General features: G+C 65.1%; 15 protein-coding genes. 5 read left to right on the forward strand and 10 right to left on the reverse strand.

The features are described from left to right. Positions 1-59: 59 nt before the first annotated feature. From EAH73_RS06985 to EAH73_RS06995, 3 genes are all read left to right on the forward strand, one after another. On the forward strand, positions 60-4,022 hold the full coding sequence (locus EAH73_RS06985; RefSeq protein ID WP_140465756.1) for a hypothetical protein: 3,963 nt from the start codon (positions 60-62) through the stop codon (positions 4,020-4,022). A gap of 216 nt (positions 4,023-4,238) precedes the next feature. Beyond that, positions 4,239-5,933: a sodium/sugar symporter gene (locus EAH73_RS06990; RefSeq protein WP_140465757.1), complete on the forward strand. Its 1,695-nt coding sequence runs from the start codon at positions 4,239-4,241 to the stop codon at positions 5,931-5,933. Positions 5,934-6,067: 134 nt separating this feature from the next. Beyond that, positions 6,068-6,574 (forward strand): phosphoheptose isomerase, encoded by a 507-nt coding sequence (locus tag EAH73_RS06995; RefSeq protein ID WP_140465758.1) that lies wholly within the window; start codon positions 6,068-6,070, stop codon positions 6,572-6,574. A gap of 125 nt (positions 6,575-6,699) precedes the next feature. Here the strand turns inward: EAH73_RS06995 and EAH73_RS07000 are convergent, their stop codons facing one another. The 3 genes from EAH73_RS07000 to EAH73_RS07010 are packed head-to-tail and all read right to left on the reverse strand — an operon-like array spanning position 6,700 to position 10,558. Next, positions 6,700-7,764, reverse strand: coding sequence for a PmoA family protein (locus tag EAH73_RS07000; protein ID WP_140465759.1), 1,065 nt, complete (start codon positions 7,762-7,764; stop codon positions 6,700-6,702). Positions 7,765-7,779: 15 nt separating this feature from the next. Then, positions 7,780-9,144 carry a Gfo/Idh/MocA family protein gene (locus EAH73_RS07005; protein ID WP_140465760.1) on the reverse strand — a complete coding sequence of 455 codons (1,365 nt, stop codon included), beginning with the start codon at positions 9,142-9,144 and terminating at the stop codon, positions 7,780-7,782. Between the two features lie 34 nt (positions 9,145-9,178). Beyond that, positions 9,179-10,558, reverse strand: coding sequence for a DUF1080 domain-containing protein (locus EAH73_RS07010; RefSeq protein ID WP_240047168.1), 1,380 nt, complete (start codon positions 10,556-10,558; stop codon positions 9,179-9,181). Between the two features lie 287 nt (positions 10,559-10,845). On the opposite strand from EAH73_RS07010, the gene EAH73_RS07015 reads away from it, so the two are divergent. Beyond that, positions 10,846-11,850 (forward strand): FAD:protein FMN transferase, encoded by a 1,005-nt coding sequence (locus EAH73_RS07015; RefSeq protein ID WP_205012966.1) that lies wholly within the window; start codon positions 10,846-10,848, stop codon positions 11,848-11,850. Continuing rightward, positions 11,847-13,064, forward strand: a complete 1,218-nt coding sequence (locus EAH73_RS07020; RefSeq protein ID WP_140465761.1) for a Gfo/Idh/MocA family protein — start codon at positions 11,847-11,849, stop codon at positions 13,062-13,064. The genes EAH73_RS07015 and EAH73_RS07020 overlap by 4 nt, the downstream gene beginning before the upstream one ends. A 113-nt stretch (positions 13,065-13,177) precedes the next feature. Here EAH73_RS07020 and EAH73_RS07025 read toward each other — a convergent pair whose 3' ends face one another. From EAH73_RS07025 to EAH73_RS07055, 7 genes are all read right to left on the reverse strand, one after another. Beyond that, positions 13,178-14,302, reverse strand: coding sequence for a TlpA disulfide reductase family protein (locus EAH73_RS07025; RefSeq protein WP_140465762.1), 1,125 nt, complete (start codon positions 14,300-14,302; stop codon positions 13,178-13,180). Between the two features lie 102 nt (positions 14,303-14,404). Next, positions 14,405-16,441, reverse strand: a complete 2,037-nt coding sequence (locus EAH73_RS07030; RefSeq protein WP_161599464.1) for a beta-N-acetylhexosaminidase — start codon at positions 16,439-16,441, stop codon at positions 14,405-14,407. A 95-nt stretch (positions 16,442-16,536) separates the two neighbouring features. Beyond that, a complete protein-coding gene (locus EAH73_RS07035) occupies positions 16,537-17,886 on the reverse strand; it encodes a DUF58 domain-containing protein (RefSeq protein WP_140465764.1) in 1,350 nt (449 codons plus the stop codon). Continuing rightward, the gene (locus EAH73_RS07040; RefSeq protein ID WP_240047169.1) at positions 17,883-18,413 is read right to left on the reverse strand and encodes an NADAR family protein; all 531 of its coding nucleotides are present in this window, start codon (positions 18,411-18,413) and stop codon (positions 17,883-17,885) included. The genes EAH73_RS07035 and EAH73_RS07040 overlap by 4 nt, the downstream gene beginning before the upstream one ends. Before the next feature lie 20 nt (positions 18,414-18,433). Then, positions 18,434-19,510, reverse strand: coding sequence for an AAA family ATPase (locus EAH73_RS07045; protein WP_140465766.1), 1,077 nt, complete (start codon positions 19,508-19,510; stop codon positions 18,434-18,436). Between the two features lie 129 nt (positions 19,511-19,639). Next, complete coding sequence (locus EAH73_RS23370; protein ID WP_193560189.1) at positions 19,640-21,013, reverse strand: DUF4350 domain-containing protein; 1,374 nt, start codon at positions 21,011-21,013, stop codon at positions 19,640-19,642. Between the two features lie 19 nt (positions 21,014-21,032). Beyond that, positions 21,033-21,860 carry a DUF4129 domain-containing protein gene (locus tag EAH73_RS07055; protein ID WP_161599465.1) on the reverse strand — a complete coding sequence of 276 codons (828 nt, stop codon included), beginning with the start codon at positions 21,858-21,860 and terminating at the stop codon, positions 21,033-21,035. Between the last annotated feature and the right edge of the window lie 79 nt (positions 21,861-21,939).

Raw genomic sequence — 21,939 nt, forward strand, 5'->3', positions numbered from 1 at the left:
CGCCGGATGACACGAAACGGGGCCGCGCCGCGTTACGGCCGCGTTCCGACCTTTACTGCATGGCCCAACTCTACCGTACGCGCTTCCCCTGGCTGGGCCTGCTCGCGGCGGTATGGGCCGTGCTGAGCGCGCTGGGGGCCTGTGCCCAGGAAAAACCGGTCCTGCCCGGGGCCCCGGTGGGGGTACCTGCCCCGCCGGCGCTGGGGGCCCCAGGGCTAGGAGCCCCGGCCGTGGGGCCCCCGGCACTGGGAATCCCAGTCCTAGGCGTCCCAGCCCTGGGGGCCCCGGCCACCGCCGCGCCAGCTGTGGGGGCCCCGCGCCCGGCCGCCACGGCGGTGCCGCCGCCCAGCAGCCGCCGCTGCCGCTACCTGCGCTTGGCCCCGGGCCGCGACACCACCGACTTTGCCCTAGCCGACACGCTGACCATTGTGCCCGCCTCGGTGACGGCCGCCGACGGCCGCGCCGTGCCCTACGACGCGCGCACCAACCGCTACCGCTGGGTGCGCCCCGCCCCGCGCGACAGCGCCGGGGCCCCCCGGCCCGATTCGGTGCTGCTCTGCTACCGGGTGCTGCCGCTGCGGCTGGAGGCGGCCCGCTACCGCCGCCCGCTGCGGCTGATGGACAGCCTGGACTTCCGGCGGGCGCCGATTGGGTACGAGGACTTTTCGGTGAAGGAGCAGATCCTCAACACACCGGGCATCAGCAAAACCGGCAACTTGGCGCGCGGCGTGAGCTTCGGCAACACCCAGAACGTGTTCGTGAACTCGGCCTTGAACCTGCAGCTCGAAGGCCAGCTCACGGACGGCATCCACCTCACGGCGGCCATTTCCGACCAGAACGTGCCGTTTCAGCCCGAGGGCAACACCCAGCAGCTCCAGCAGTTCGACAAGATTTACATCACCCTCACCAGCCAGCAGGGCAGCCTGACGGCCGGCGACGTGGTGCTGCGCAATAAGCCCGACTACTTCCTGCGCTACTACAAAAACATTCAGGGCGCGGCGCTGGAGGCCAATTTTGGGCCCCCGCTGCCGGGCCTCACCAGCGGCCCCGCGGCCCAGGGCGTGGCCAACACGGTGTTTTTGAACGGGCAGGCCGGGCAGCTGCCGGTGGCCCCGGGCGGCGCGGTGCCCACCCTCAACCCCGCCACCATTAGCCAGCCCCAGCTGGCCGACCCCAACCGCCAGGTGCCGCTGGCGGGCACCGTGGCCACGGCCAGCGGGCGCACCGCCAAGGGCCTGGCTTGGCAGTCGTCCACGGCCATCGCGGGCGGGGTGGCCAAGGGCAAATTTGCCAGCCTCGACGTGGCCCCGCTCGAAAACGTGCAGGGGCCCTACCGCCTCACGGGGCCCAACGGCGAGCAGTACATCATCGTGCTGGCCAACTCGGAGCGCGTGTACCTGGACGGCCGCCTGCAGGTGCGGGGCTACGACGCCGACTACACCATCGACTACAACCTGGCCGAGGTCACCTTCACGCCGCGCCACCTCATCACCCGCAATTCGCGGATCAAGATTGACTTCGAATACTCCGACCTCAACTATTCCCGCTCGCTCTACGCCCTGAGCCACTACCAGCAAATCGGCAAGCTGAGCCTGCACGCCAACTACTACCAGGAAGCCGATAACCCCGACAACGCCGCCAACCTGGAGCTGGGCCCCGCCGACCGCCTGCGCCTGCGCGCCGCCGGCAACGTGGCCGCCGTGGACGCGCCCGGCGCCGACTCCGCAGCCTTCAACCGCACCATCGTGCAGTACCACCGCGACGTGGTGCTGCCGCCCGGGGCCCTGGCGCCAGTAGCCGTGTTCACCTACGTGGGGGCCACGTCGCCCATTGATTCCGTGCGCGGCGTGTACACCGTGCGCTTCACCGACCTGGGCCAGGGCAACGGCGACTACGTGGCCAGCACCCGGTTTGTGGCCGCCAACGGGCGCGTGTACGAGTACGTGGCGCCCGTGGGCGGCGTGCGCCAGGGGCGCTACCAGCCGGTGCGCCGCCTGCCCACGCCCCAGCTCAAGCAGCTGGTGAGCGCCGGGGCCAGCTACGAGGTGGCGCGCGGAGCCACCGTGTTTGTAGACGCGGCCAGCTCGCGGCTCGACCGCAACCGCTTTTCACCCGAGAGCGACCGCGGCGGGGCCGTGCACGTGGGCTACGTGGTGCAGGACCGCCGCCTGAACCTGCCCGGCCTGCGCGACTACCGCGTGCGCTCAGCCCTCGACTACGAGTACACGGCCCCGCGCTTCGCGCCGATTGACCGCTACCGCGACATCGAGTTCGACCGCAACTGGAGCACGGCCAGCACCGTGCAGGGCAACGCCGTGGGCGGCGTGCCGCGCGAAGACAACATCTTGAACTTCAGCGTGGGGCTAACGAAAAACGTGAACAACAATTTCAGCTACCGCGTCAGCCACCGCTACCGGCCGGGCGAGGTGAACGGCACCCAGCACTGGCTCGACGGGGCCCAGAAGTTTGGGGGCTTGGAGCTGCGCGGCTCGCTGTTTTTGCTGAACTCCGAGGCCGGGCGCTTCCGCTCGAGCTGGGCGCGGGGCGAGGGCACGGCCCGCTTCGTGGGCGGGGCCCTGGTGCCGGGCTACGCCTACCGTTTCGACAAAAATCGGGTGGCCCTGCCCGGCGGCGACAGCACCAGCACGGTGAACTACTTCGACGAGCACAACGTGTTTTTGCAAAGCCGCGACTCGGCCCGCACCAAGTTCCGGCTCGATTACAGCTACCGCCGCGACCAGGGCCCCACCGCCGACCGCCGGGCCCTGGCCGAGCGCAGCGCCGCCCAAACCTGGCAGGGCAGCCTGGCCGCCCGCCCCGGCCGCACCCAGGACCTGCGCATCGTGGCCACCTACCGCAGCCTGGCCCAGCGCGACAGCGCCCTGAGCCGCACGGCGCTGGGCAAAATCGACTACAACGTGGGTCTGTTCCAGAACCAGGTGCGCTCGGAGCTGAGCTACAGCGTGGCCACCGGCCGCGAGCTGCGCCGCGACTACTCCTACCTGGCCGTGCCCGCCGGCCAGGGCACCCACTATTGGCAGGACGCGCCTCCCTACGACGGCATCCAGCAGAAGAACGAGTTCTTCGAGGCCCAAACCGCCGATGCCCAGTACCGCACCTACATCAAGGTGTACCTGCCCACGGCCGATTACCTCACCGCCTTCACCAACCGCCTCAGCTACCGCCTCACCACGGCCGCGCCGCGGGGCTGGCGCGAGGCCGGCGGCTGGCGGGCCGTGGCGGCGCGCTTCGCCACCCTCAGCAGCGTGACCGTGGACCGCCGCACCGCCAACCCCAACCTGGGCCAGCGCCTAAGCCCTTTCGGCTACGGCCCCGACGATGAGCAGCTGCTGGCCTTCAACCAGCTGATGCGCAACACGGTGTACTTCAACCGCTCCAACCCCATCTTCGGAGCCGAGTTTACGGTGCAGCAAACCCAGCAGAAAACCTTGCTCACCCAAGGCTTCGACCTGCGCAACTTGGCCACCCAAAGCCTGCTGGTGCGCCGCACACTGGCCCAGTTCTTCACCGGCCGCCTCACCCTCACGCGCGACATCCGCGAGGCCCAGAGCGACTACCTCACCACGGCCACCACCAGCCGCAACTTCCGCCTGCTGAACTACGCCGTGCAGCCCGAAATCAGCTATCAGCCCTCGCCCGCCCTGCGCCTCACCGCCACCTACCTGCGCACCAGCCGGCGCAACGTGCGCGACGACGCCTACTTCGGCACGGCCGGCGTGTTCGACGAGCTGGGCCTCGAAACCCGCGTCAGCCAGGTCAGCAAGCGCACCCTCACCGCCGCCACCCGCTTCACCCGCGTGGCCTTCGACGGCGACCCCACCTCGGCCGTGGGCATCGAAATCCTCAACGCCCTGCGCCGCGGCGCCAACTTCACCTGGAACCTGAACGTGGAGCAGCGCCTGAGCAACGGCCTGAACCTGACGCTGGCCTACGACGGCCGCAAAGCCAACGGCCTCAACGTGGTGCACACCGGGCGCATGCAGGTGGCGGTGCTGTTTTAGGGCCCCCGGGGCCCCTAAATTCGGCCCAGCTATCGGAAACGATTGCCGCGTAAAATGCGAGAAAAATACCGGTTTGTGGGAGGATTCTTACAAAATATGAGCACCTTCGCCTTTTAGATGGCGGGCGAGTTGGCCAAATTGGGCCACGCTTGCGCGTCTTTGGCTTTCGTTTCGTCCCACCTCCACTGCCCGCGCGGGCCGCCCACCCACTTTTATATGCAGCAACACCAACTCGCTACGTTAGACTACGTCGTCTTTTTCGTTTACTTCCTCATAGTAGCCGGGTACGGCATCTGGATTTATAACCGCAAAACGGGCCACGACGGCACCCTTGAGGGCGACTCCAAGGACTACTTCCTGGCCGAGGGCTCGCTCACGTGGTGGGCCATCGGCTCCTCGCTGATTGCCAGCAACATCTCGGCCGAGCAGTTCGTGGGCATGGCCGGCTCGGGCTTCAAAATTGGCCTGGCCATCTCGGCCTACGAGTGGATGGCGTCCGTCACGCTCATCATCGTGGCCACGTTCTTCATCCCGGTGTACCTCAAAAACCGCATCTTCACGATGCCGCAGTTTTTGCACCAGCGCTACAACGGCACGGTGGCCATGATCATGGCCATTTTCTGGCTGGCGCTGTACGTGGTCGTGAACCTGACCTCGATCCTGTACCTGGGCGCCATTGCCGTGAGCAGCGTGTCGGGCCTCAACCTCACGTTTTGCATGTACGCGCTGGCCGTGGCCGCCGTCATCATCACGCTGGGCGGCATGAAAGTTATCGGCTTCACCGACGTAATCCAGGTGTTCTTCCTCATCCTGGGCGGCCTGGCCACCACCTACCTGGCCCTCAACTTGGTGTCGGAGCACTTCGGCACCACGGGCGTGGTCAACGGCTTTAACATCCTGATGGGCAAAGCCAACGAGCACTTCCACATGATTGTGAAGCGCGACGACCCCAACTACATCGACCTGCCCGGCCTGACGGTGCTGCTTGGCGGCCTCTGGATCGTGAACCTCAACTACTGGGGCTGCAACCAGTACATCACGCAGCGCGCCCTGGGCGCCGACCTGCCCACCGCCCGCGGCGGCCTGCTCTTCGCCGCGTTCCTCAAAATGCTGATGCCCGTGATTGTGGTGCTGCCCGGCATCGCCGCGTTCGTGCTCTACCGGGAAAACGTGTTTGGCGCCGCGGAGTTTGGCTCGGGCGCCGACCTGAACCCTGACCGCGCCTACCCGGTGCTGCTCAACATCCTGCCGATCGGTTTGAAAGGCTTGTCGTTTGCCGCCCTCACGGCGGCCGTGGTGGCCTCGCTGGCCGGCAAGGCCAACTCAATTGCGACCATCTTCACGCTCGACGTGTACAAGAAGGCGCTGAACGTGAATGCGTCGGAGAAGAAGATGGTGGCCGTGGGCAAAATCACGGTGGTGGTGGCCATGCTGCTGGGCATCCTCATCGCGCCGCACCTGGGCATTGATAAGAAGGGCGGCTTCCAGTTCATCCAGGAATACACCGGCTTCGTGTCGCCGGGTATTTTCGCCATGTTCATCCTGGGCTTTTTCTGGAAGAAAGCCACATCGGGCGCGGCGCTGTTTGCCACCATCGGCGGCTTCCTGTTCTCGATTGTGCTCAAGTTTCTGCCCGGCATGACGGACCTCTCGTTCTTGGCGCCGTTCGGCTTTGCTGTGAAGCCCGAAGGCTCCAACATCTACGAGATTCCGTTCCTCGACCGCATGGGCTTCGTGTTCGTGTTCTGCATCGTGGGCATGTTGCTGATCAGCCTAATTCAGGGCAAAGGCCTCGCCAGCCCCAAAGGCCTCGAAATCGACTCGAGCATGTTCCGCCCCAACCGCAGCTTTGCCATTGGCTCGGCCATCGTGCTGTCGATCATCACCTGCTTGTACGTCTACTTCTGGTAATCACAGCGCGGCTTTAAGGCCAGCTTGCTGGCAAGAGTTTCTAATTTCTGCCATCTTTACGGGCCGCTGGCCTGCGCGTAGCGCGGGCGGGCGGCCCGTTTCGTTGCGTCTTCCCTCACCTTTTTTCTTTCTGAATGAGCACCCCCGACCCCCAAAAGCACCTCGTGTTCGAGGAAGTGGCCCAGCGCCTGCGCGGCGAAGGCTTCGGCATCGACAAGCAGGACGAAACGCGCCCCTGGGGCGGTTTCTTCGTGATTGACGAAACCCAGGCCCAGCAGTTTGCCGACAAGTACTTCGACGGCCTCTCCATCGAAGGCCTGAAGATTTCGGGCAAGCTCAGCCCCAAAATCCTGATCGTGGCCCCGTTGCAGCGCCTTTCGTGGCAGTACCACCACCGCCGCGCCGAAATCTGGCGCGTGGTGCAGGGCCCCATCGCCGTGGCCACCAGCGAAACCGACGAGCAAAACGAGCCCCAGCACTACGGCCCGGGCGAGCAAATCACCCTCAAGCAGGGCGAGCGCCACCGCCTTATCGGCCTCGACGGCTGGGGCATTGTGGCTGAAATCTGGCAGCACACCGACGCCGACCAGCCCTCCGACGAGGACGACATTATCCGCGTGCAGGACGACTTCGGCCGCTAGGCCAGGGCCCCCGGGCACAAAAAAAACCGGCCTCGCATGAGGCCGGTTTTTTTTGTGCCCGGGGGCCCCACCAAGGCTGCGCGCTACTTGGCGGGGGCCCCCAGCGCCCCGTGGGGCCCCAGCGGCTACTTGCTGGCCACGGGGCGCTTGGCGAAGTCCGCGGCCGCGGCGTTCAACTGCTGGGCTGACAGCGTCTGGGGGCCCTCGTCGATGAGGATGCGGTAGCGGAACGTGACGGACTCGCCCTTTTTGAGGGCCAGGTTATTGGCGGTTTTGCCTTCGGTGAAAATCTTCTCGCCCAGCGGGTTGGTGGCAAACAGGCCGTAGCCGCGGGCGTGCCAGAAGGTAGGGTAGTTCGGGTTTTTGGGGTGGTCGATGATTGCCACGCTGACCGAATCGGCGCCCATCTTGCCGTACGCCTTGCACCACACGCCGCGCGTGCTCCAGGCGTCGTTGCCGCGCTTGCCAGCGCTGGTGAGGTAGGTGCCGGTGGCCGTGCGGTCGGTGCCGGCCTTCACTACGGTTACCAGGCCCTTGCTGTCGGTGTACTGCTCGTCCTTGTCCGACGGCATTTGCAGCGCGTGGGCCAGGCGCAGGCCCAGTAGCCCGTCCTTGGCGTCGGCGAAGGCCACGTCCACGGCCGCGGTCAGCGTCGTGGCCCGGTCGATGGTGCGCGCCCGGCCGGTGCCGCTGAACTCAAAGCGGGTGGTTTCCTGCAGCAGCACCTCGTTTTGCTGGTTGGTCCAGTTGGCGTGGTAAGCCAGCGCGCCGGTGGGGCCGCTGGCGGTGGCCAGAATCCGGTCGGTTTTGATCCAGCCGTAGCGGCTTTTCTTCTCCTTCGGAATGGCGTAAGAGTTGTTCCAAAAGTCGAGCCCGTTCACGTTCTCGAAGTTGAACCACGTGCCGAGGTGGTGCGGGTGGTCGGTGGGGTCGCCCGGCTGCGGGTCGAGCGGAAAGCCCCGGGTGACGACCGTGCCGTTGGCGGCGCGCAGCGGGTAGAGCACAGGCTTCTCCAGCGAGTCGGGATACAAAAAGCTGGTAAACAGCCGGGCGCCCACGAATACGTCCACCTTTTGGGCCTTGGCGTCCTGAACGACGCGCACCGGCGCGGCCTGTTGGGCCCTGGCTTCGGCCAGGGCCCCCAGCGCCAGCAGCACGACGCCGGCGCCGGATAGTGCGAATCGGTTCATGGGTGCGGGGCAGGGTCAGTACTTGAACACTTTGCCGCCCACCATCACCTCCTGCGTTTTGTCGTCGAAGGTGGCCTTCATGCCCGTGTGGGCGGCGGCGGTGGTCATGATGTTGGCGATGGAGTGGCTGTAGCCGGCCTCCACGGGGGCGTGGGGCTGCTGGCGGCTGCGCACGCACTCCATCCAGTTGCGCACGTGGTTGGAGGTGAGCACGTCGCCGCCGGTGTTGGCCGACGCCACCACGGCGGCGGTGTTGGCCAGGCTGAACTCGGCCAGCAAGTTGGGGGCCATGTGCATGGCGTCGGCGTGCTGCTTGAGGAGGCCCCCGCGGGGCGACACGGTGTTGGTGTTCAGGTTCAGCTCGCCGCCGTTGGAGTAGTAGATTTCCGCCGGGTGCTCGTCGCCGTTGTCCATCCGCGAGCCGAACGTGACCTGGAAGCCCTCGGCCGGGTTGTCCAGGGGCCCGTAGTCGAACACCGCCGTGAGGGTGTCCCAGTTGCGGCGGCCGTCCTTCCACATGTAAATCCCGCCGTTGGCCACCACGCTGCGCGGGTGGGGCAGGCCCGTAAACCAGTGCACGGTGTCAATCTGGTGGCTCATCCACTGGCCCGGCAGGCCCGACGAGTAGGGCCAGAACAGGCGGTATTCTAGGTACTTGCGCGGGTCGTAGGCTTCGGCGGGGCGGTTCATGAGGTAGCGCTTCCAGTCCACATCGGCTTCGCGGAGCTGGGCCACCAGCTCGGGCCGCCGCCAGCGGCCGGGCTGGTTCACGTTCCAGGTCAGCTCCACCATTTTGATGGGGCCAAACTTGCCCGACTTGATGAACCGCTCGGCCGCCATGTAGTTGTCGCCGCTCCGGCGCTGCGAGCCGATCTGCACAATCTGCTTCGCGCCCTTGATGGCCTTGAGGGCGGCCCGGTTGTCGGCCATGGTTTCGGCAAAGGGCTTCTCCACGTAGGCGTCGCAGCCGGCCTGCACGGCCTCGATGGCGTGCAGCGCGTGCTGAAAGTCGGCGGTGCCGATGAACACCGCGTCCACGCTTTTGCTGGCGTACAGCTCGTCGTTGTTGCGGTAGGCGGCCACGTCGTGGCCCAGCTTTTCCTTCCAGAGGGCCGCGCCCTCCGCCCGGCGCTTGCTCCAGATGTCGGACACGCCCACGATGTCGAAGTTCAACTCCTTGTAGTGGTTGAGAAAGCTGGGCATGTGCGAGCCCCGGTGGCGGTCGGAGAAGCCGACCACGCCGACCCGCACCCGGTCGTTGGCCCCGATGATGCGCTTGTAGCTGCTGGCCGACCAGGCCGTGGGCGCCACCAGGGCCCCGGCGCCGACCAGGGCCGCTTGCTTAAGGAAAAGACGGCGGGCATTGGGTTCGTTGAGCATGTGGAAAAGTGGGTGGGAAGGCGAAAGGAAAAGCTTACAACTGCTTGATTTTGATGCTCCGGAACGACACCTCGTTGCCGTGGTCTTGAAGCAAAATGCGGCCCTGGGGCGCCATGCCGAAGTTGGGCCAGATGTGGTACTTGCTCTGGGCCACCAGGTCCAGGTATTCCTTCGAGCCGCGGGTGTACTCCAGCACTTTCAAGCCGTTGAGGTAATGCTCCACGCGGTTGTCGGGGTGCACCACCACGCGGCCCACGTTCCACTCGCCGATGGGGTGGATGAAGCGCGGGTTCTTGAGCGACGTTTTCAGGTCGTAGAGCGAGGCCAGCGTCCGGTCGCCGTCGCGCCCGAGCTTGGCGTCGGGGTGCAGCGCGTCGTCGAGCACCTGGTACTCCAGGCCGATAGCCGAGCCCTCGGTTTTCTCGTCCAGCGTCACGAAGTACTTCACGCCGCTGTTGGCGCCCGGCGTGAGCTTGAACTCGAACGACAGGTCAAAGGCCTTGTACTGGTCGTTCGTCACGATGTCGCCGCCGTTGGCCGCCTCTTTGCCGGCCGAGGGCTGCACGGTCATCGTGCCCGCGTCCACCTGCCAGCCCTTGGCCGGGAACGCGGGGCCCTTGGCGCTGCGCCAGCCCGCCGAAGATTTGCCGTCGAAGAGCAGCTTCCAGCCGTGCTGCTTTTCGTACGCCGTCAGGTAGTTGGGCACGAAGTTGACCACGTAGATGTCGGCCGGGAACGCGCTGGGCTTTAGGTTGGCCGTCTGAATCTTGATGTTTTTGAAGTAGACCTTCTTGCCCGCTTGCTCCTGGGTGGTGATGCCGTGCACCTGCAAGCCGATGAAGCCCTTGGGGTCCACGGGGTCCACCACGTAAGCCACCGGGATGTTGTTGACCCACGTGCGCATCTCGTTGCCGATGCACTCCACCCGCAGGTGGTTGTACTGCCCCACCTTGAAGGCCGTTTTGGCCGCCGGGTGCAAGTCGAGCGGGTAGAGCCACTGGCGGCGGGCCTCGTCGTAAATCCCGCCCGACCAGGCGCGCTCCGACGGGTCAATTTCCAGCTGCCGCCCGAACACCACGCCCTTGTGCTCGGGCGTGTCGAAGTGGCTGCGGGTTTGCACGCCCGAGTTGCTCACCGGGCTCTCAATCATCAGGTCCAGCTCCAGGGCGAAGTCGCCGTATTCCTTCTCCGTCACCAAGAAGGTGTTGCCGGAGTTCATCACGGTGGTGCCCACAATGGCGCCGTTTTCCACTTTGTAATCGGCCGTGCCGGCCAGGCGTTTCCAGCCCGTCAGGGTTTTGCCGTCGAACAGGTTTTGCCACGGGCCGGGGCCCTGGGCGTGGCTCGCGTGGGGGTAAGCAAACGTTAGCGCAGCGGCTACCACGCGGGTGGCAATTGTTGGGAATCGTTTCAAGAAAGTGGGGGTGAAGTGGAAGGGTAGGGGCCCTAAAGTAAGGCACGGGCCGCCGACCGGCTAGCCGGCCTGGGCTGGTAATGACCAGCTTCTGCCGGCCCGGGCCCGGCTAAAGTATAAAAAAACCGGGCAATGGTACCGGGGCCCTGGCCTGGGGTCGCCGCCGCCGGTGCCCTAGTGGTAGTGGCCCCAAGGTGGGTTTTGTTGCCTATTTTGCGGCAGCTAACCGAATCGATTGTGCTGCCGGGCCGGCCGGCAGGCGCGGCCGCCACTTAATTTTTAAGCGCGTGCTACACTGTTTTCTGCTGGCCATTGGCCTCGGGCTCGCGGCTGGGGCCCCGGCGCCCCGGCGGGCGTACCACCTCAGTGGTTACGCCCAGGGCACGACGTACGCGGTGACCTACTACGCGGCCGACAGCGCCGTGGCGGGGGCGGACGTGGCCCGCCAGCTGGCCGAAATTGACGCCTCGCTCTCGCTCTACGCGCCCGGCTCGCTCATCAACCGCTTCAACCAAGCGGCCCGGGGCGTGGTGGCCGACCGCCACCTGCGGCTAGTGGTGCGCAAGGCGCTGGCCGTGTACCGCGATACCGGCGGCCGCTTCGACGCCACGGTGGAGCCGCTGGTGCAGGCCTGGGGCTTTGGGCCCCGGCCGGTGGCGAGGCCCCCATCGGCGGCGGCCATTGCGGCGCTGCTGCCGCTGGTGGGCTCCGACAAAGTGCACCTGCGCGGCGACTCGCTGGTGAAGGACGTGCCCGGCGTGCACCTCGACCTGAACGGCATCGCCCAGGGCTACACCGTGGACGTGCTGGCCGCGCTGCTCGAGCGCCACCGCATCCGCAACTACCTGGTGGAGGTGGGCGGCGAAATCAGGGTGCGGGGCCGCAAGTGGCCCGGCGGCGCGCCGATGCGCGTGGGCGTGGAGCGGCCCGACACCACCGACGCGCCCCCGGCGGGCCTGCAGCAAGTGGTGCAGCTGCGCGCGGGCGGCATCACCACGTCGGGCAACTACCGCAAGTTCAAGCGCTGGGGCCCCGTGAAGAGCGCCCACCTCATTGATCCCAAAACCGGCTACGCGTTCCGCAACGAGCTGGTGAGCGCCACGGTGGTGGCGCGCGACGCGCTGACCGCCGACGCCTACGACAACGCCCTGATGGGCATGGGCTTGGCCGACGCGCTGGCGTTTTTGCGGCGCCACCGGCACCTCCAGGCCTACTTGCTTTACCAACGGCCCGACGGCACCGTGGCCGACACGGCCACCCGCGGCTTTCAACGACTAATAGTGCACCCATGACGAACCTTCCCAGACGTGACTTTATTAAGCAAACGGGCCTGCTGACCGGTGGGCTGTGGCTGCCCGGGGCCCTGGCCGACGCGCTGGGGGCCCCCGCGCCAATGCGCAAAATCAAACTCGGCGTCATTGGCTGCGGCGACCGTGGCACGGGGCTGCTCAAGATTTTGCAGGATTTGCCCGACCAATTTGAAGTAGTGGCCGTGTGCGACGAGCTGCCGTTTCGGCTGCAAAACGCGCTGAAAAGCGCCGGCCACGCCAAAACCTACGCCGACTACCACGCCCTGCTCGACGCGCGGGCGGTGGAGGCCGTCATCATCGCCGTGCCGCTCCACCTGCACTTCCAGGTGGCCAAGGACGCGCTGGCCGCCGGCAAGCAGGTGTACCTCGAAAAAACAATGACCTACGACATTCCGCAGGCCCTGGAGCTGGTGCGGCTGGCCCAGCAGCGGCCTGCCCAAACGCTGCAAGTGGGCCACCAGTACCGCTACTCGCCGCTGTACTACCGGGTGAAGGAGATGATCAAGCAGGGCTACCTGGGCAAGGTGACGCAGATTGACTGCCGCTGGGACCGCAACGGCAGCTGGCGCCGCCCGGTGCCGGAGCCGGGCCTGGAGCGCAAAATCAACTGGCGCATGTACCGCGAGTACTCGGGCGGGCTGGCCGCCGAGCTGCTCTCGCACCAGATGGACTTCATCAACTGGGCCTTCGAAACGCACGCCGACGAGGTGTTCGGCACTGGCGGCATTGACTTCTACAAGGACGGCCGCGAAACCTACGACAACGTGCAGGTGATGGTGCGCTACGCCCAGGAAGGCATGGTGGGCAACTTTGGCGCCACCTGTGGCAACGCCCGCGACGGCTACCTCTTCAAGCTAAAGGGCACCAAGGGCACCATTTCGCTGCTCGTGGACCAGGGCATGTACTACCCGGAGCAGGAAACCCGGAAGCAGTACGGCACCGTGGACGGCGTGACCGGCGCCACGAAAATCACTTGGAACAAGGACGGCGGCATGGCCATCACCACCGGCGCCGAGCCGCTGAAGGACGGCTCGTGGTACTCGCTGCGCGACTTCCACCAAGCCATCATCGAGCGCAAAGTGCCCGATTCCAACGTGTTAACCGGCGCGCGGGCGGCCTGCACCGTGCACATGGCCAACCAGGCCATCTACAACCACACCATCGAGAAGTGGCGCCCCGAGTACAACCTCGCGTAGGGGCCCCGGCGGGCCAGGGTCAGGTTTAGGGCCCCCTGCGTGGCTGCTAAGTATAAAGGGATTTCCCGCAGCTGCAATAAGGCCGAAAACAGAATAAAGATTTTACGAAACTGCTACAGCTGTTTATAAATAGCGCCATTGAGAATTGCTATGTTATCCTCACCGGAACCAGTTGTTTCCACAATTTTATTACCCAAACTATCAGTTAATATAATATATGGGATTGCATTAACATTAAATTGCTGCTTCGTATTTATCATCTGGTCTTTCTGAATAATAAATTGCTGCCAGCCCATATTCTCCTTCGTGAGTGCTTTGTGCCAGGCATTATGGTCTTCGTCTATGGAAATACTAGCCATGCGTAAGCCCTTGTTTTGAAATGCTTGATATACTTTTTTCAATGCAGGTATTTCTTGGCGGCAGGGCCCGCACCAGCTCGCCCAAAAGACCAGCATATTTATTTTGGCTTTTGGGTCTATAATGCTATGTTGCTCGTTTTTGCTATCTGAAAGAACGAGATTGGGATAAGGCGTATTTACGTCCGTTCTATTTGCCAAATATTTTTTTAAATATCTTCCTGGCTTTGATTTTTGTATTTCCTCATCAAAAAGAGGTAATAGCTCTTCTAATTCCTTCTCGGTATAATTCTCTTTATCGTAAATAATCTCTTTAAAAAGAAAGTAAGAAGCAGGATGTTTATTTATTGTTCTTTTAAAATATTGTATTCTGCTAGCTCTTTTAGTTGAGTCAATATGCTTCATGTAGCCAAACCCAGTGCTTGATAAACTTTGATAAAGCTCATTGTCTTTACCAGCGGATACCCGTATTTCTCCAAATGAATTCAAACCTATTCTTCCTCTAATAACGGCACCTTCTGGGCTAAGAAAGAACCCACTTGTACTGTTTGTGAGTTTGCCTTTAGATTCATACACATTTGAGTAATATAAATTTCTGATTTGATGATGCGCTTTAAAAGTGCTGTCAGGATAGCGAACACTAGCCAAGAAAGAAACAAAGGAAGTATCGCGCTTCAAATTAAATTTAAAGTGTCCGTTTATCGTTTTTGTAGAATCGAAAACTATTTTCCAATCGTAAGCATCGGTTAAATATATTTTGCCATCTGGCAAGTTTTCAACAAACCCTTCAACAATAATATTATCTGGTAATTTGTTGCTATTGCAGCCAGTAATAAATAAAAATAGTATGAACGAGCTTAAAAATAATGCGGACTTTAGCATGTTTTCAGGCAATTAATCTTATCGTTAAGAATGGCCTGTAAAGCCAGTCAAGCAAAGTGCCTCGGTAAGGTAACTAAACGCATTACCATTCCCTAACCGACCCTAAAGACCGGCTAGCCGGCGGGCGGCTTTCACCACGGCCAGCTCGGCCTGGCCGGCGGGCAGCTGGGCCTCGTCGAGGATGGCGCGGGCCGTCATCTGCCACACGGGCAGGGCAGGTTGGTTGGCTTCGAGCTGCGTGAGGCGCTCGAGCAGCACTGCGGCCAGGGCCCCCAGCCGCGTCGAGAGCGGAGCGTACTCGCTGAGAGCGGGGCTGGCCAGCAGCAGCGGGCGCAGGGTGGCATCGGCGGCTTGCCAGCGCAGCAGCTGGGCCCGCAGCTGCAGCAGCTGCCGGGCCAGGGCGGGCGGGCGCACGGGGGCCCCCAGGCCGGCCAGCACGCTGTCTACGGTGGCGCCAAACTGCCGGGCCACGTCCGATTCGGCCGGGGCGGCGTCCACGAGGCGGGTCAGGGGCGTCTGGGTGGTGTACTTAAAGCCCTGGAAATGGCGCTTGTAGTCCTTCACCGGTTCCAGTACGTCGGCCAGCGTGGTGAGGGGCCCCAGGGTCCCGGCCGGCGCCATTTGGCGCAGCAGCTGCGCCGGGGCCCGGCGGTGTTGCAGGCCCAAGGCCTCCAATTGAGTCGATACCAGGGCTAGGCGACGGTACAGGTCGGGCACGTTTTGGGTGGTGGCCTGGGGCGACCATAGCCGCTCGGCCACCGCCGCGGCCCGGGGCCATACCCGCGAGTCGTAGATGACGGAGTCGGCGAATTCGCTCCACATGGCCACTTCGCCGCCCAGCACCAGCTGCTGCTGGGCCGCGCTCAAGGGCGTGGCGGCGGGCAGCGGGTCGGCGGCGTAGTGAGCGGCGGCGGGGTAGTTCAGGTCGAGGTAGTAGCCGTTGGAGAGCAGGGCGCGGTGGCCCAGGCGCACGGCTTCGTTTAGGCCCTTGGCCCCGCGCCAGCTCTGGATGACGACCTCTTTGGGCAGGTCGGGGCCCAAAATCTCGTCCCAGCCCACCATCGTTTTGCCCCGGGCCGTGAGCAGGGCCAGCATTTTGCGGTTGAAGTAGGTCTGGAGCTGGTGCTTGTCCACGTCGGTGGTGCCGGCTTTCAGCATCTTGTTGTCGCGCATGAAGGCCACAATGCGCGGGTTGTGCCGCCACTGCCGCCCGTCGTTTTCATCTCCCCCGATGTGGAAGTACGGGTCGGGAAACAGCCCGCTCATCTCCGTCAGCAGCGAGTCGAGGAAGGGGTAGGTGCCGGGCTTGGTGGGGTCGATGGCGATGTTGAGCAGGCCCCAGCGCACGGGCACTTCCTTGATGGAATCGTTGGACGCCAGCCGCGGGTAGGCTGCCACCAGGGCCCCGGTGTGGCCCGGCAGGTCGAACTCGGGCACCACCCGGATGCCGCGCGCCGCGGCGTAGGCCACCACCTCGCGCACCTGCGCCTGGGTGTAGTAGCCGGTGGCGCCGGCCACCTGCTGCAAGCGCGGCAGCAGCTTGCTTTCCACCCGAAAGCCCTCGTCGTCACACAAATGCCAGTGCAGCACGTTCAGCTTCACGGCCGCCATGCCGTCGATGTTGCGCTTGACGACGGCCACCGGCAAAAAGTGCCGGGCGGGGTCAATCAGCAGCCCGCGCCAGGCAAAGCGCGGCTGGTCCGCTACGTCGGCCTCGGGCAGGTAGCGGCCGGCCGGGCCAGCATGCGGCAGCTGCTCGAGCGTGGCCAAGGCCCGCAGCACCCCCAGGCCGGTGGGCGCGTCGATGAGCACGCCGCCGGGCGTCACGCGCAGGCTGTAGCGCTCCTCGCCGGGCTGGGCCAGCTGGCCCGCCCGCCCGTAGCGGATTTGCAGCACCGGGCCCGGCGTTTTGGCGGGGCGGGCGGGGGCCCCGCGGTGCAGGCGGGCCAGAGTGCGCAGCGCGGCGGGCCGCACGGCCGGGTCGGGCACGGCAGGGGCGGCAATTTGCAGGTGCAGCGCCGATTTCAGGGGCAGGCGGCCGGTGCCCCAGTGCAGCTCGGTGGGCTGGGGCAGCAGGGGCGAGGGGGCCCCGGGCACCTGGCCCCGGGCGCTGGGGGCCCCCATAATTGCCAGCAGCAAAACAACGACGACTAACGCCCAGGGCCGAAAAATGTGCGGGGCGCCGCCTTGGTTCGCGGCGCTGGTTTTTTCGGGGCGTGGGGCCGTTGGTTGCTTCATAGTAGTCCGCGTGCTTTAAATTCTAGGTACTTGTTAATGGTGTTGACGTTCAAATCCTTCGGGGCCGTCAGCAGCGCCTGGATGCCGTAGCGCTGCAATTCGAGCACAATTTGGCGCTTTTCCTGAGCAAATTTTTCGGCGATGGTCTGGTTGTACACGTCCTCGGTTGTTTCGGCCGGGGCCCCCAGGTAGGCGCGCAGCTCGGTATTTTCGAAAAACACGACCAGCAGCAGGTGGTCCTGGGCGAGGCGGCGCAGGTACGGCAGCTGGCGCTGCATGCCGTGCAGGGTTTCGAAGTTGGTGAACAGCACCAGCAGGCTGCGCTGCCGCACGCGGGCCCGCACCGTGGCGTACAGCAGCGCATAATCCGACTCCAAGTACTGCGTTTTCTGACGGTACAGCACCTCCAAAATCTTCAGTAGGTGGCCGGGCCGGCGGTCGGCCAGCAGGGCGGCCCCGGGCTTGTTGGAAAACGTGATGAGCCCCGCCTTGTCGTGCTTGAGCAGGGCGATGTTGCTGAGCACCAGCGTGGCGTTGATGGCGTAGTCGAGCAGGCTGAGGCCCTCGAAGGGCATGCGCATCACGCGGCCCTTGTCGATGAGGCAGTACACGGGCTGGGCGCGCTCGTCCTGGAAGTGGTTCACCACCAGCGCGTCGGCCGCGCCGGTGCCGGCGCGGCGGGCCGTGGCTTTCCAGTTAATGGTGCGTGGGTCGTCGCCGGGCGCGTAGGGCCGTATTTGCTCGAACTCCTGGCTGTGGCCCACCCGCCGAATGCGCTTCACGCCCACTTCCGTGAGGCGGTTGTGGCTGGCCAGCAGCTCGTACTGCCGCATCTGCAAAAACGACGGGTACACCGGCACCACCCGCTGCGCGTCGTAGCGAAACCGGCGGCGCACCAGCCCCAGCGGCGAGGCGGCGTAGATGTTCAGGGCCCCAAACTCGTATTCGCCGCGCTTGGTGGGCCGCAGCTGGTAGCGAATGACCTGCGTTTCGCCCGGTCGGATGGGGGCCCTAAACAGCACGTCGCGCCGCTGAAACTGGTGCGGAATCTCGTCAATCGTTTCCGTCTGAATAGCAAAGCGGTAACGGTTTTCGAGGTACAACTCCACGTCGTTGTCCGAGCCGTTGGCCAGCTTGTCGCCCAGCACCCGCCGCCCAAACACCGGGGCCCCCTGGCCCTTGGCCGGCGCGTACAGCAGCAGCGCATCCAGCCCCACCAGGGCCCCCAGCAGCAGCCCCACCACCCGCACCGGCCCCAGCAGCCACGGCAGAAAAAACGCCACCGCGAACCCCGTGATGAGGGCCACAAGGAGCAGAAAGAAGCGGCGCGTCAGGAAAAAGCTCATCGGTTTTGCAATTGGTCCCGAACTTCCATCAGCGCAAAGCCCAGCAGATTGGGGCCCCGCCAGCGGGCCGGGTGCTCAGCGTCGGCTGCGTCGGCGGCCAGGCCAATGCCCCATATAGTGTCAACCGGACTGGCCTCCACTAGCACCCGGTTGTTGGTGGCGAGTAAAAATTCGGCCAGGTCGGGGTGCTGGCCAAATTTGTGGAGGTTGCCAGCCTTGACGATTTCGTACTTGTGCGCCTCCCACAAAGTGGGCTCAAAACCACGGATTTGGCGCCCCAGCTTCTTGGCTTCCGCCGGGCTTTTGACGGCCAGAATGCGGTTCCGCAGCTCGTCGTCAGCAAATAGCCGGGCCTTTTCGGCCATCATCCAGTGCTCGGTGGAGCGGTACGTAACGCTGGCGACCATAAAATCGGCCGGCCACCACTGGCTAAGGCACGCTTTGGTAACGCTGCCGTCCTTGCTGGGCTGGTGCCCCCAAAAGAACAGGTACTTGACGCGGTGGCCCGCGGCGAGTTGGGCGAGCAACCAATCGGTGGAATACGCCATCACCGCGGCACTTCGATGCTTTGCACAATCTGCTGCACTACCTCATCCGGCGTGCCGCCTTCCATTTCGCGCTCGGGGGTGAGCAGGATGCGGTGGCGCAGCACGCTGGGGGCCAAAAACTGCACGTCTTCGGGCGTCACGAAGTCGCGGCCGCGCAGGGCGGCCAGGGCTTTGGCGCCATTGAGCAGGGCCAGCGAGGCGCGGGGCGAGGCGCCCAGGTACAGCGCTTTGTGGGCGCGTGTTTGGCCCACGAGCTTGGCGATGTACTCCAGAATGTTGGGCTCGACGCGCTGCTGGCGCACTTGCGCGCGCAGGGCCCCCAGGTCGGCGGCCGACAGGATGGGCTGCACGCTTTCCAGCGAAGCGCCGCCGAAGCCGGCGTGGTGGCCCTGCAAAATCTGCACTTCTTCGGCCAGGGTGGGGTAGCCCACGCGCAGCTTAAAAAGGAAGCGGTCGAGCTGGGCCTCGGGCAGGCGGTAGGTGCCTTCCTGCTCCACGGGGTTTTGGGTGGCCAGTACCAAAAAGGGCTCCTGCATGGCGTAGGTGGTGCCGTCCTGCGTCACGGTGCGCTCCTCCATCACCTCGAACAGGGCCGATTGCGTCTTGGCCGGAGCCCGGTTTATCTCGTCAATCAGCACCACGCTGGCGAAAATAGGGCCCCGGCGAAACTCGAACTCGCCGGTGTTCTGCCGGAAAATGGACGTGCCCAACACATCGGCCGGCATCAGGTCGGGCGTGAACTGGATGCGGCTGAAGGGCACGGCCAGCGTGCGGGCCAGTAGCTTGGCCATGAGGGTTTTGGCCACGCCCGGCACGCCTTCCAGCAGCACGTGGCCGTCGGCCAGCACGGCCGTGAGCAGCAACTCCAGCAAATCGGTTTGGCCAACGATGATTTTGCCAATCTCGGCGCGCACGGCCTCGGCGCGGGCCGCGAGCTGGGCAAAGTCGGTGCGGGGCGCGAAGCCGGCGGCTGCTTCGGGGGCGGGCGCAGATTCGGCGGCTGGCGTATCATTGCCAACGGCTGGGGTTGGCGGCGTCAGCGGAGCGGATTCAGGCGTGAAGTCGGTGGGTTCCATGCGGTAAGAAAGGGGCCCCAGGAGGCGAAACAGGCCAAAAAAAGGCTGTTTCCACGCACTCAGGGCATTATAGCGGAATAGTACAATTGGGTAAAAATGGTGTTTCTGGGTTCAGTGCAAAAACTCGCGTTAGCCGGCTTCGCGCCGGAAATCGGTGATGGCGCGGCTGAGCTGGAGCAGGGCCCGGTCGTCGATTTGGGGGGCGGTGCGGGCGAAATTTACGAGCCGCAGCAGCTCGTCGACGCGGGCGCGGGGCAGGCCGGCCTTCTGGCTCAGCCGCTCGCGGAAGTCGTGGTCGCCCAGGTCGGGGCTGGCTTCGTTGAAGCGCACCCGCAGGTAATCGAGGAACAGGGCCACCCGCTTCTCGGCAATGAGCGCGTGGTTGCGGCCCTGGCGGTAGAGCCCCGCCACGGTGCGCGTGAAGAGCAGCGTGGTGTTGGGTAAGGGCTTGAGGATGGGGATGATGCGCTGGCGGCGGCGCGCCTCCACTAGCACAAACAGCAGGGCCCCCAGCAGCGTGAGGTAGTAGGCGGCGCGCAGGGCCGGGTGGGCCAGCAGCACCCGCAGCAGCGACTGGTCGCCCAGGGGCCCCTGCTTCTGGTACTCGTCCCACCAGGCGGCGCGGGCGGGCAGGTAGGCCAGGGCCCCGGCGGCAAAGCCCGCGGTGCGGGGCCGCAGCAGGTAGTAGTTGGTGAAGGCCAGCGGCACCGAACACAGGTAGAAGTGGCCCGCGCCGTGGTCGAGGCGGATGAGCACGGCGCGGCCCTGGGCATCGGTGGCCAGGGTGTGGCCGGCCCGCCCGGCCTTCACCACTAGGCGCGCCCGGGCCAGCAGGGCCGGTAGCCGGTAGCGCGCGCCGGCCAGCGCCGGGTGGGTGAAGCGCAGCACCACCGAATCGGGGGCGAGCAGGCTGCGGGGCCCCGGGCGGGCGGCCCCGGCCACGTCGTCGGTATCAAAGCCCAGCGAATCGCGCAGCACCCGGCCCCGGAAACCGTCGGCCGCGATGAACACGTCGCTGCCCTGGGCCACGAAGCGCAGCAGGGCCCTGGCGTCGGCCTCCGAGGCCCCAAAGCCGTCGTTGACGAACAGGTAGTTGGCCCGGGCCGCCCGCACGTCAGGCCCGGCGGCGGGCGGCGGAGCCGTTTCCACTTCGGTCGAATCGTAGGAAACGGGGCTGGCTTGTTCGCCGAGGCTGCCCACTTGCGCCGCGGCCGAGTCGGGGGCGGTGGCCGGCTCGTCGGAGCTCTCCGCCGCGGCCGCGTCGTCGTCCGGCTCCGGGGCCCCGGTGAGCTGGACGTAGGCCGATTGGCGCACGACGGCCACTGAATCGGTGCCGAGCAAGCGCGGCAGCTGGTCAAACAGCACGAAGGTGCCGTAGGGAATCTTGTCCTTGTTGATGTAGGTCGGCGACCAGTCCAGGGGCTTGGGGCGGTAGTATTCCAGGGCCACGTAGGCCCCGAATAAGGCCAGCAACCCGAGCACATACCAGCGAAACGTCGTCATATGGGCGCAGCGAAAAAAATTAGGCGGGGCGGCGGGCCGGGGCCCCCGCCAGCTGGCCGGCCAGGGCCCGGTGCCCGGTGCGCACGTGCGCGTACTGCCCGGCCGTCAGCCCCAGCTCGCCGTACCACACGTACTCAAACTGCCGGGTGATTTCGCGGAAATCGGTGCGCAGGGGGCCCTGGGCGGGTAGCTCGGCCAGGTAGGCGTGGTTGGTTTTGTTGGGCTGCCAGTCGATGAAGCCGCCGTCGGCGAGCTGCTTGAGCAGCTGCAAGTAGCCCAGGCGCACGGCCAGCCGGAAGTTGCCGGTGGCCTCGGCCTCAGCCAGGCGGGCGGTGAAATCGACTTCGTGGATGTTCTCGGCGGCCGCTTCGTAGGCCAGCGGGGCCCGGCGGGGCCCCCGGCCAAACACGCCGGTGAGGTCCACTTGCAACAGCTTGAGCACCACAAACACCCCCGCCGCCACAAACAGGGCGTAAAATACCCAACGCCAAAAGTGCGTGTAGCTCCGCTGCTGCAACCAATCCTGCACCCGCTGCCAGAGCCGCGCCCAAAACAAATCCCAGGCGCTGAGCCGTGGCGCTGCCTCGGCGTAGTCAAACTCGCGCTGGCCGCGCAGCTCCTGCAACCGCGCCGCGTCGGGCCGGCGGGTGGGCAGCGCCGTGGCGCGGTCGGCGGGCAGCGGGCGGGTGGCCGTGTCGGCCAGCGCCGGCACGGGCGCCGGTGGGCGCGCCGCGGGGGGGGCTGGGGCCCCCACGACGCTAGCCGATGCAGCCAGCAGGGCCCCGGCCAGCACCGCGGGGCGCAGCCACGGCAGCGGAAGCAGGGCGAGGAGGCGGGGCGTTTTCAATAGCAAAGCATGGTGGGTGGACAGGGGCGGCGGCTTAGTAGTTGGTTGTCAGTTTTCAGGGAAGCCATCAGGCCGTCAT

The sequence above is a fragment of the Hymenobacter nivis genome (assembly GCF_006439025.1).
Classification (GTDB): Bacteria; Bacteroidota; Bacteroidia; order Cytophagales; family Hymenobacteraceae; genus Hymenobacter; species Hymenobacter nivis_A.

Coding starts and splice junctions, on each gene's coding strand:
- EAH73_RS07035 (WP_140465764.1), bottom strand. CDS start 17,886: ATGAGCTTTTTCCTGACGCGCCGCTTCTTTCTGCTCCTTGTGGCCCTC.
- EAH73_RS07020 (WP_140465761.1), top strand. CDS start 11,847: ATGACGAACCTTCCCAGACGTGACTTTATTAAGCAAACGGGCCTGCTG.
- EAH73_RS06985 (WP_140465756.1), top strand. CDS start 60: ATGGCCCAACTCTACCGTACGCGCTTCCCCTGGCTGGGCCTGCTCGCG.
- EAH73_RS07000 (WP_140465759.1), bottom strand. CDS start 7,764: ATGAACCGATTCGCACTATCCGGCGCCGGCGTCGTGCTGCTGGCGCTG.
- EAH73_RS06995 (WP_140465758.1), top strand. CDS start 6,068: ATGAGCACCCCCGACCCCCAAAAGCACCTCGTGTTCGAGGAAGTGGCC.
- EAH73_RS07045 (WP_140465766.1), bottom strand. CDS start 19,510: ATGGAACCCACCGACTTCACGCCTGAATCCGCTCCGCTGACGCCGCCA.
- EAH73_RS07025 (WP_140465762.1), bottom strand. CDS start 14,302: ATGCTAAAGTCCGCATTATTTTTAAGCTCGTTCATACTATTTTTATTT.
- EAH73_RS06990 (WP_140465757.1), top strand. CDS start 4,239: ATGCAGCAACACCAACTCGCTACGTTAGACTACGTCGTCTTTTTCGTT.
- EAH73_RS07005 (WP_140465760.1), bottom strand. CDS start 9,144: ATGCTCAACGAACCCAATGCCCGCCGTCTTTTCCTTAAGCAAGCGGCC.
- EAH73_RS23370 (WP_193560189.1), bottom strand. CDS start 21,013: ATGACGACGTTTCGCTGGTATGTGCTCGGGTTGCTGGCCTTATTCGGG.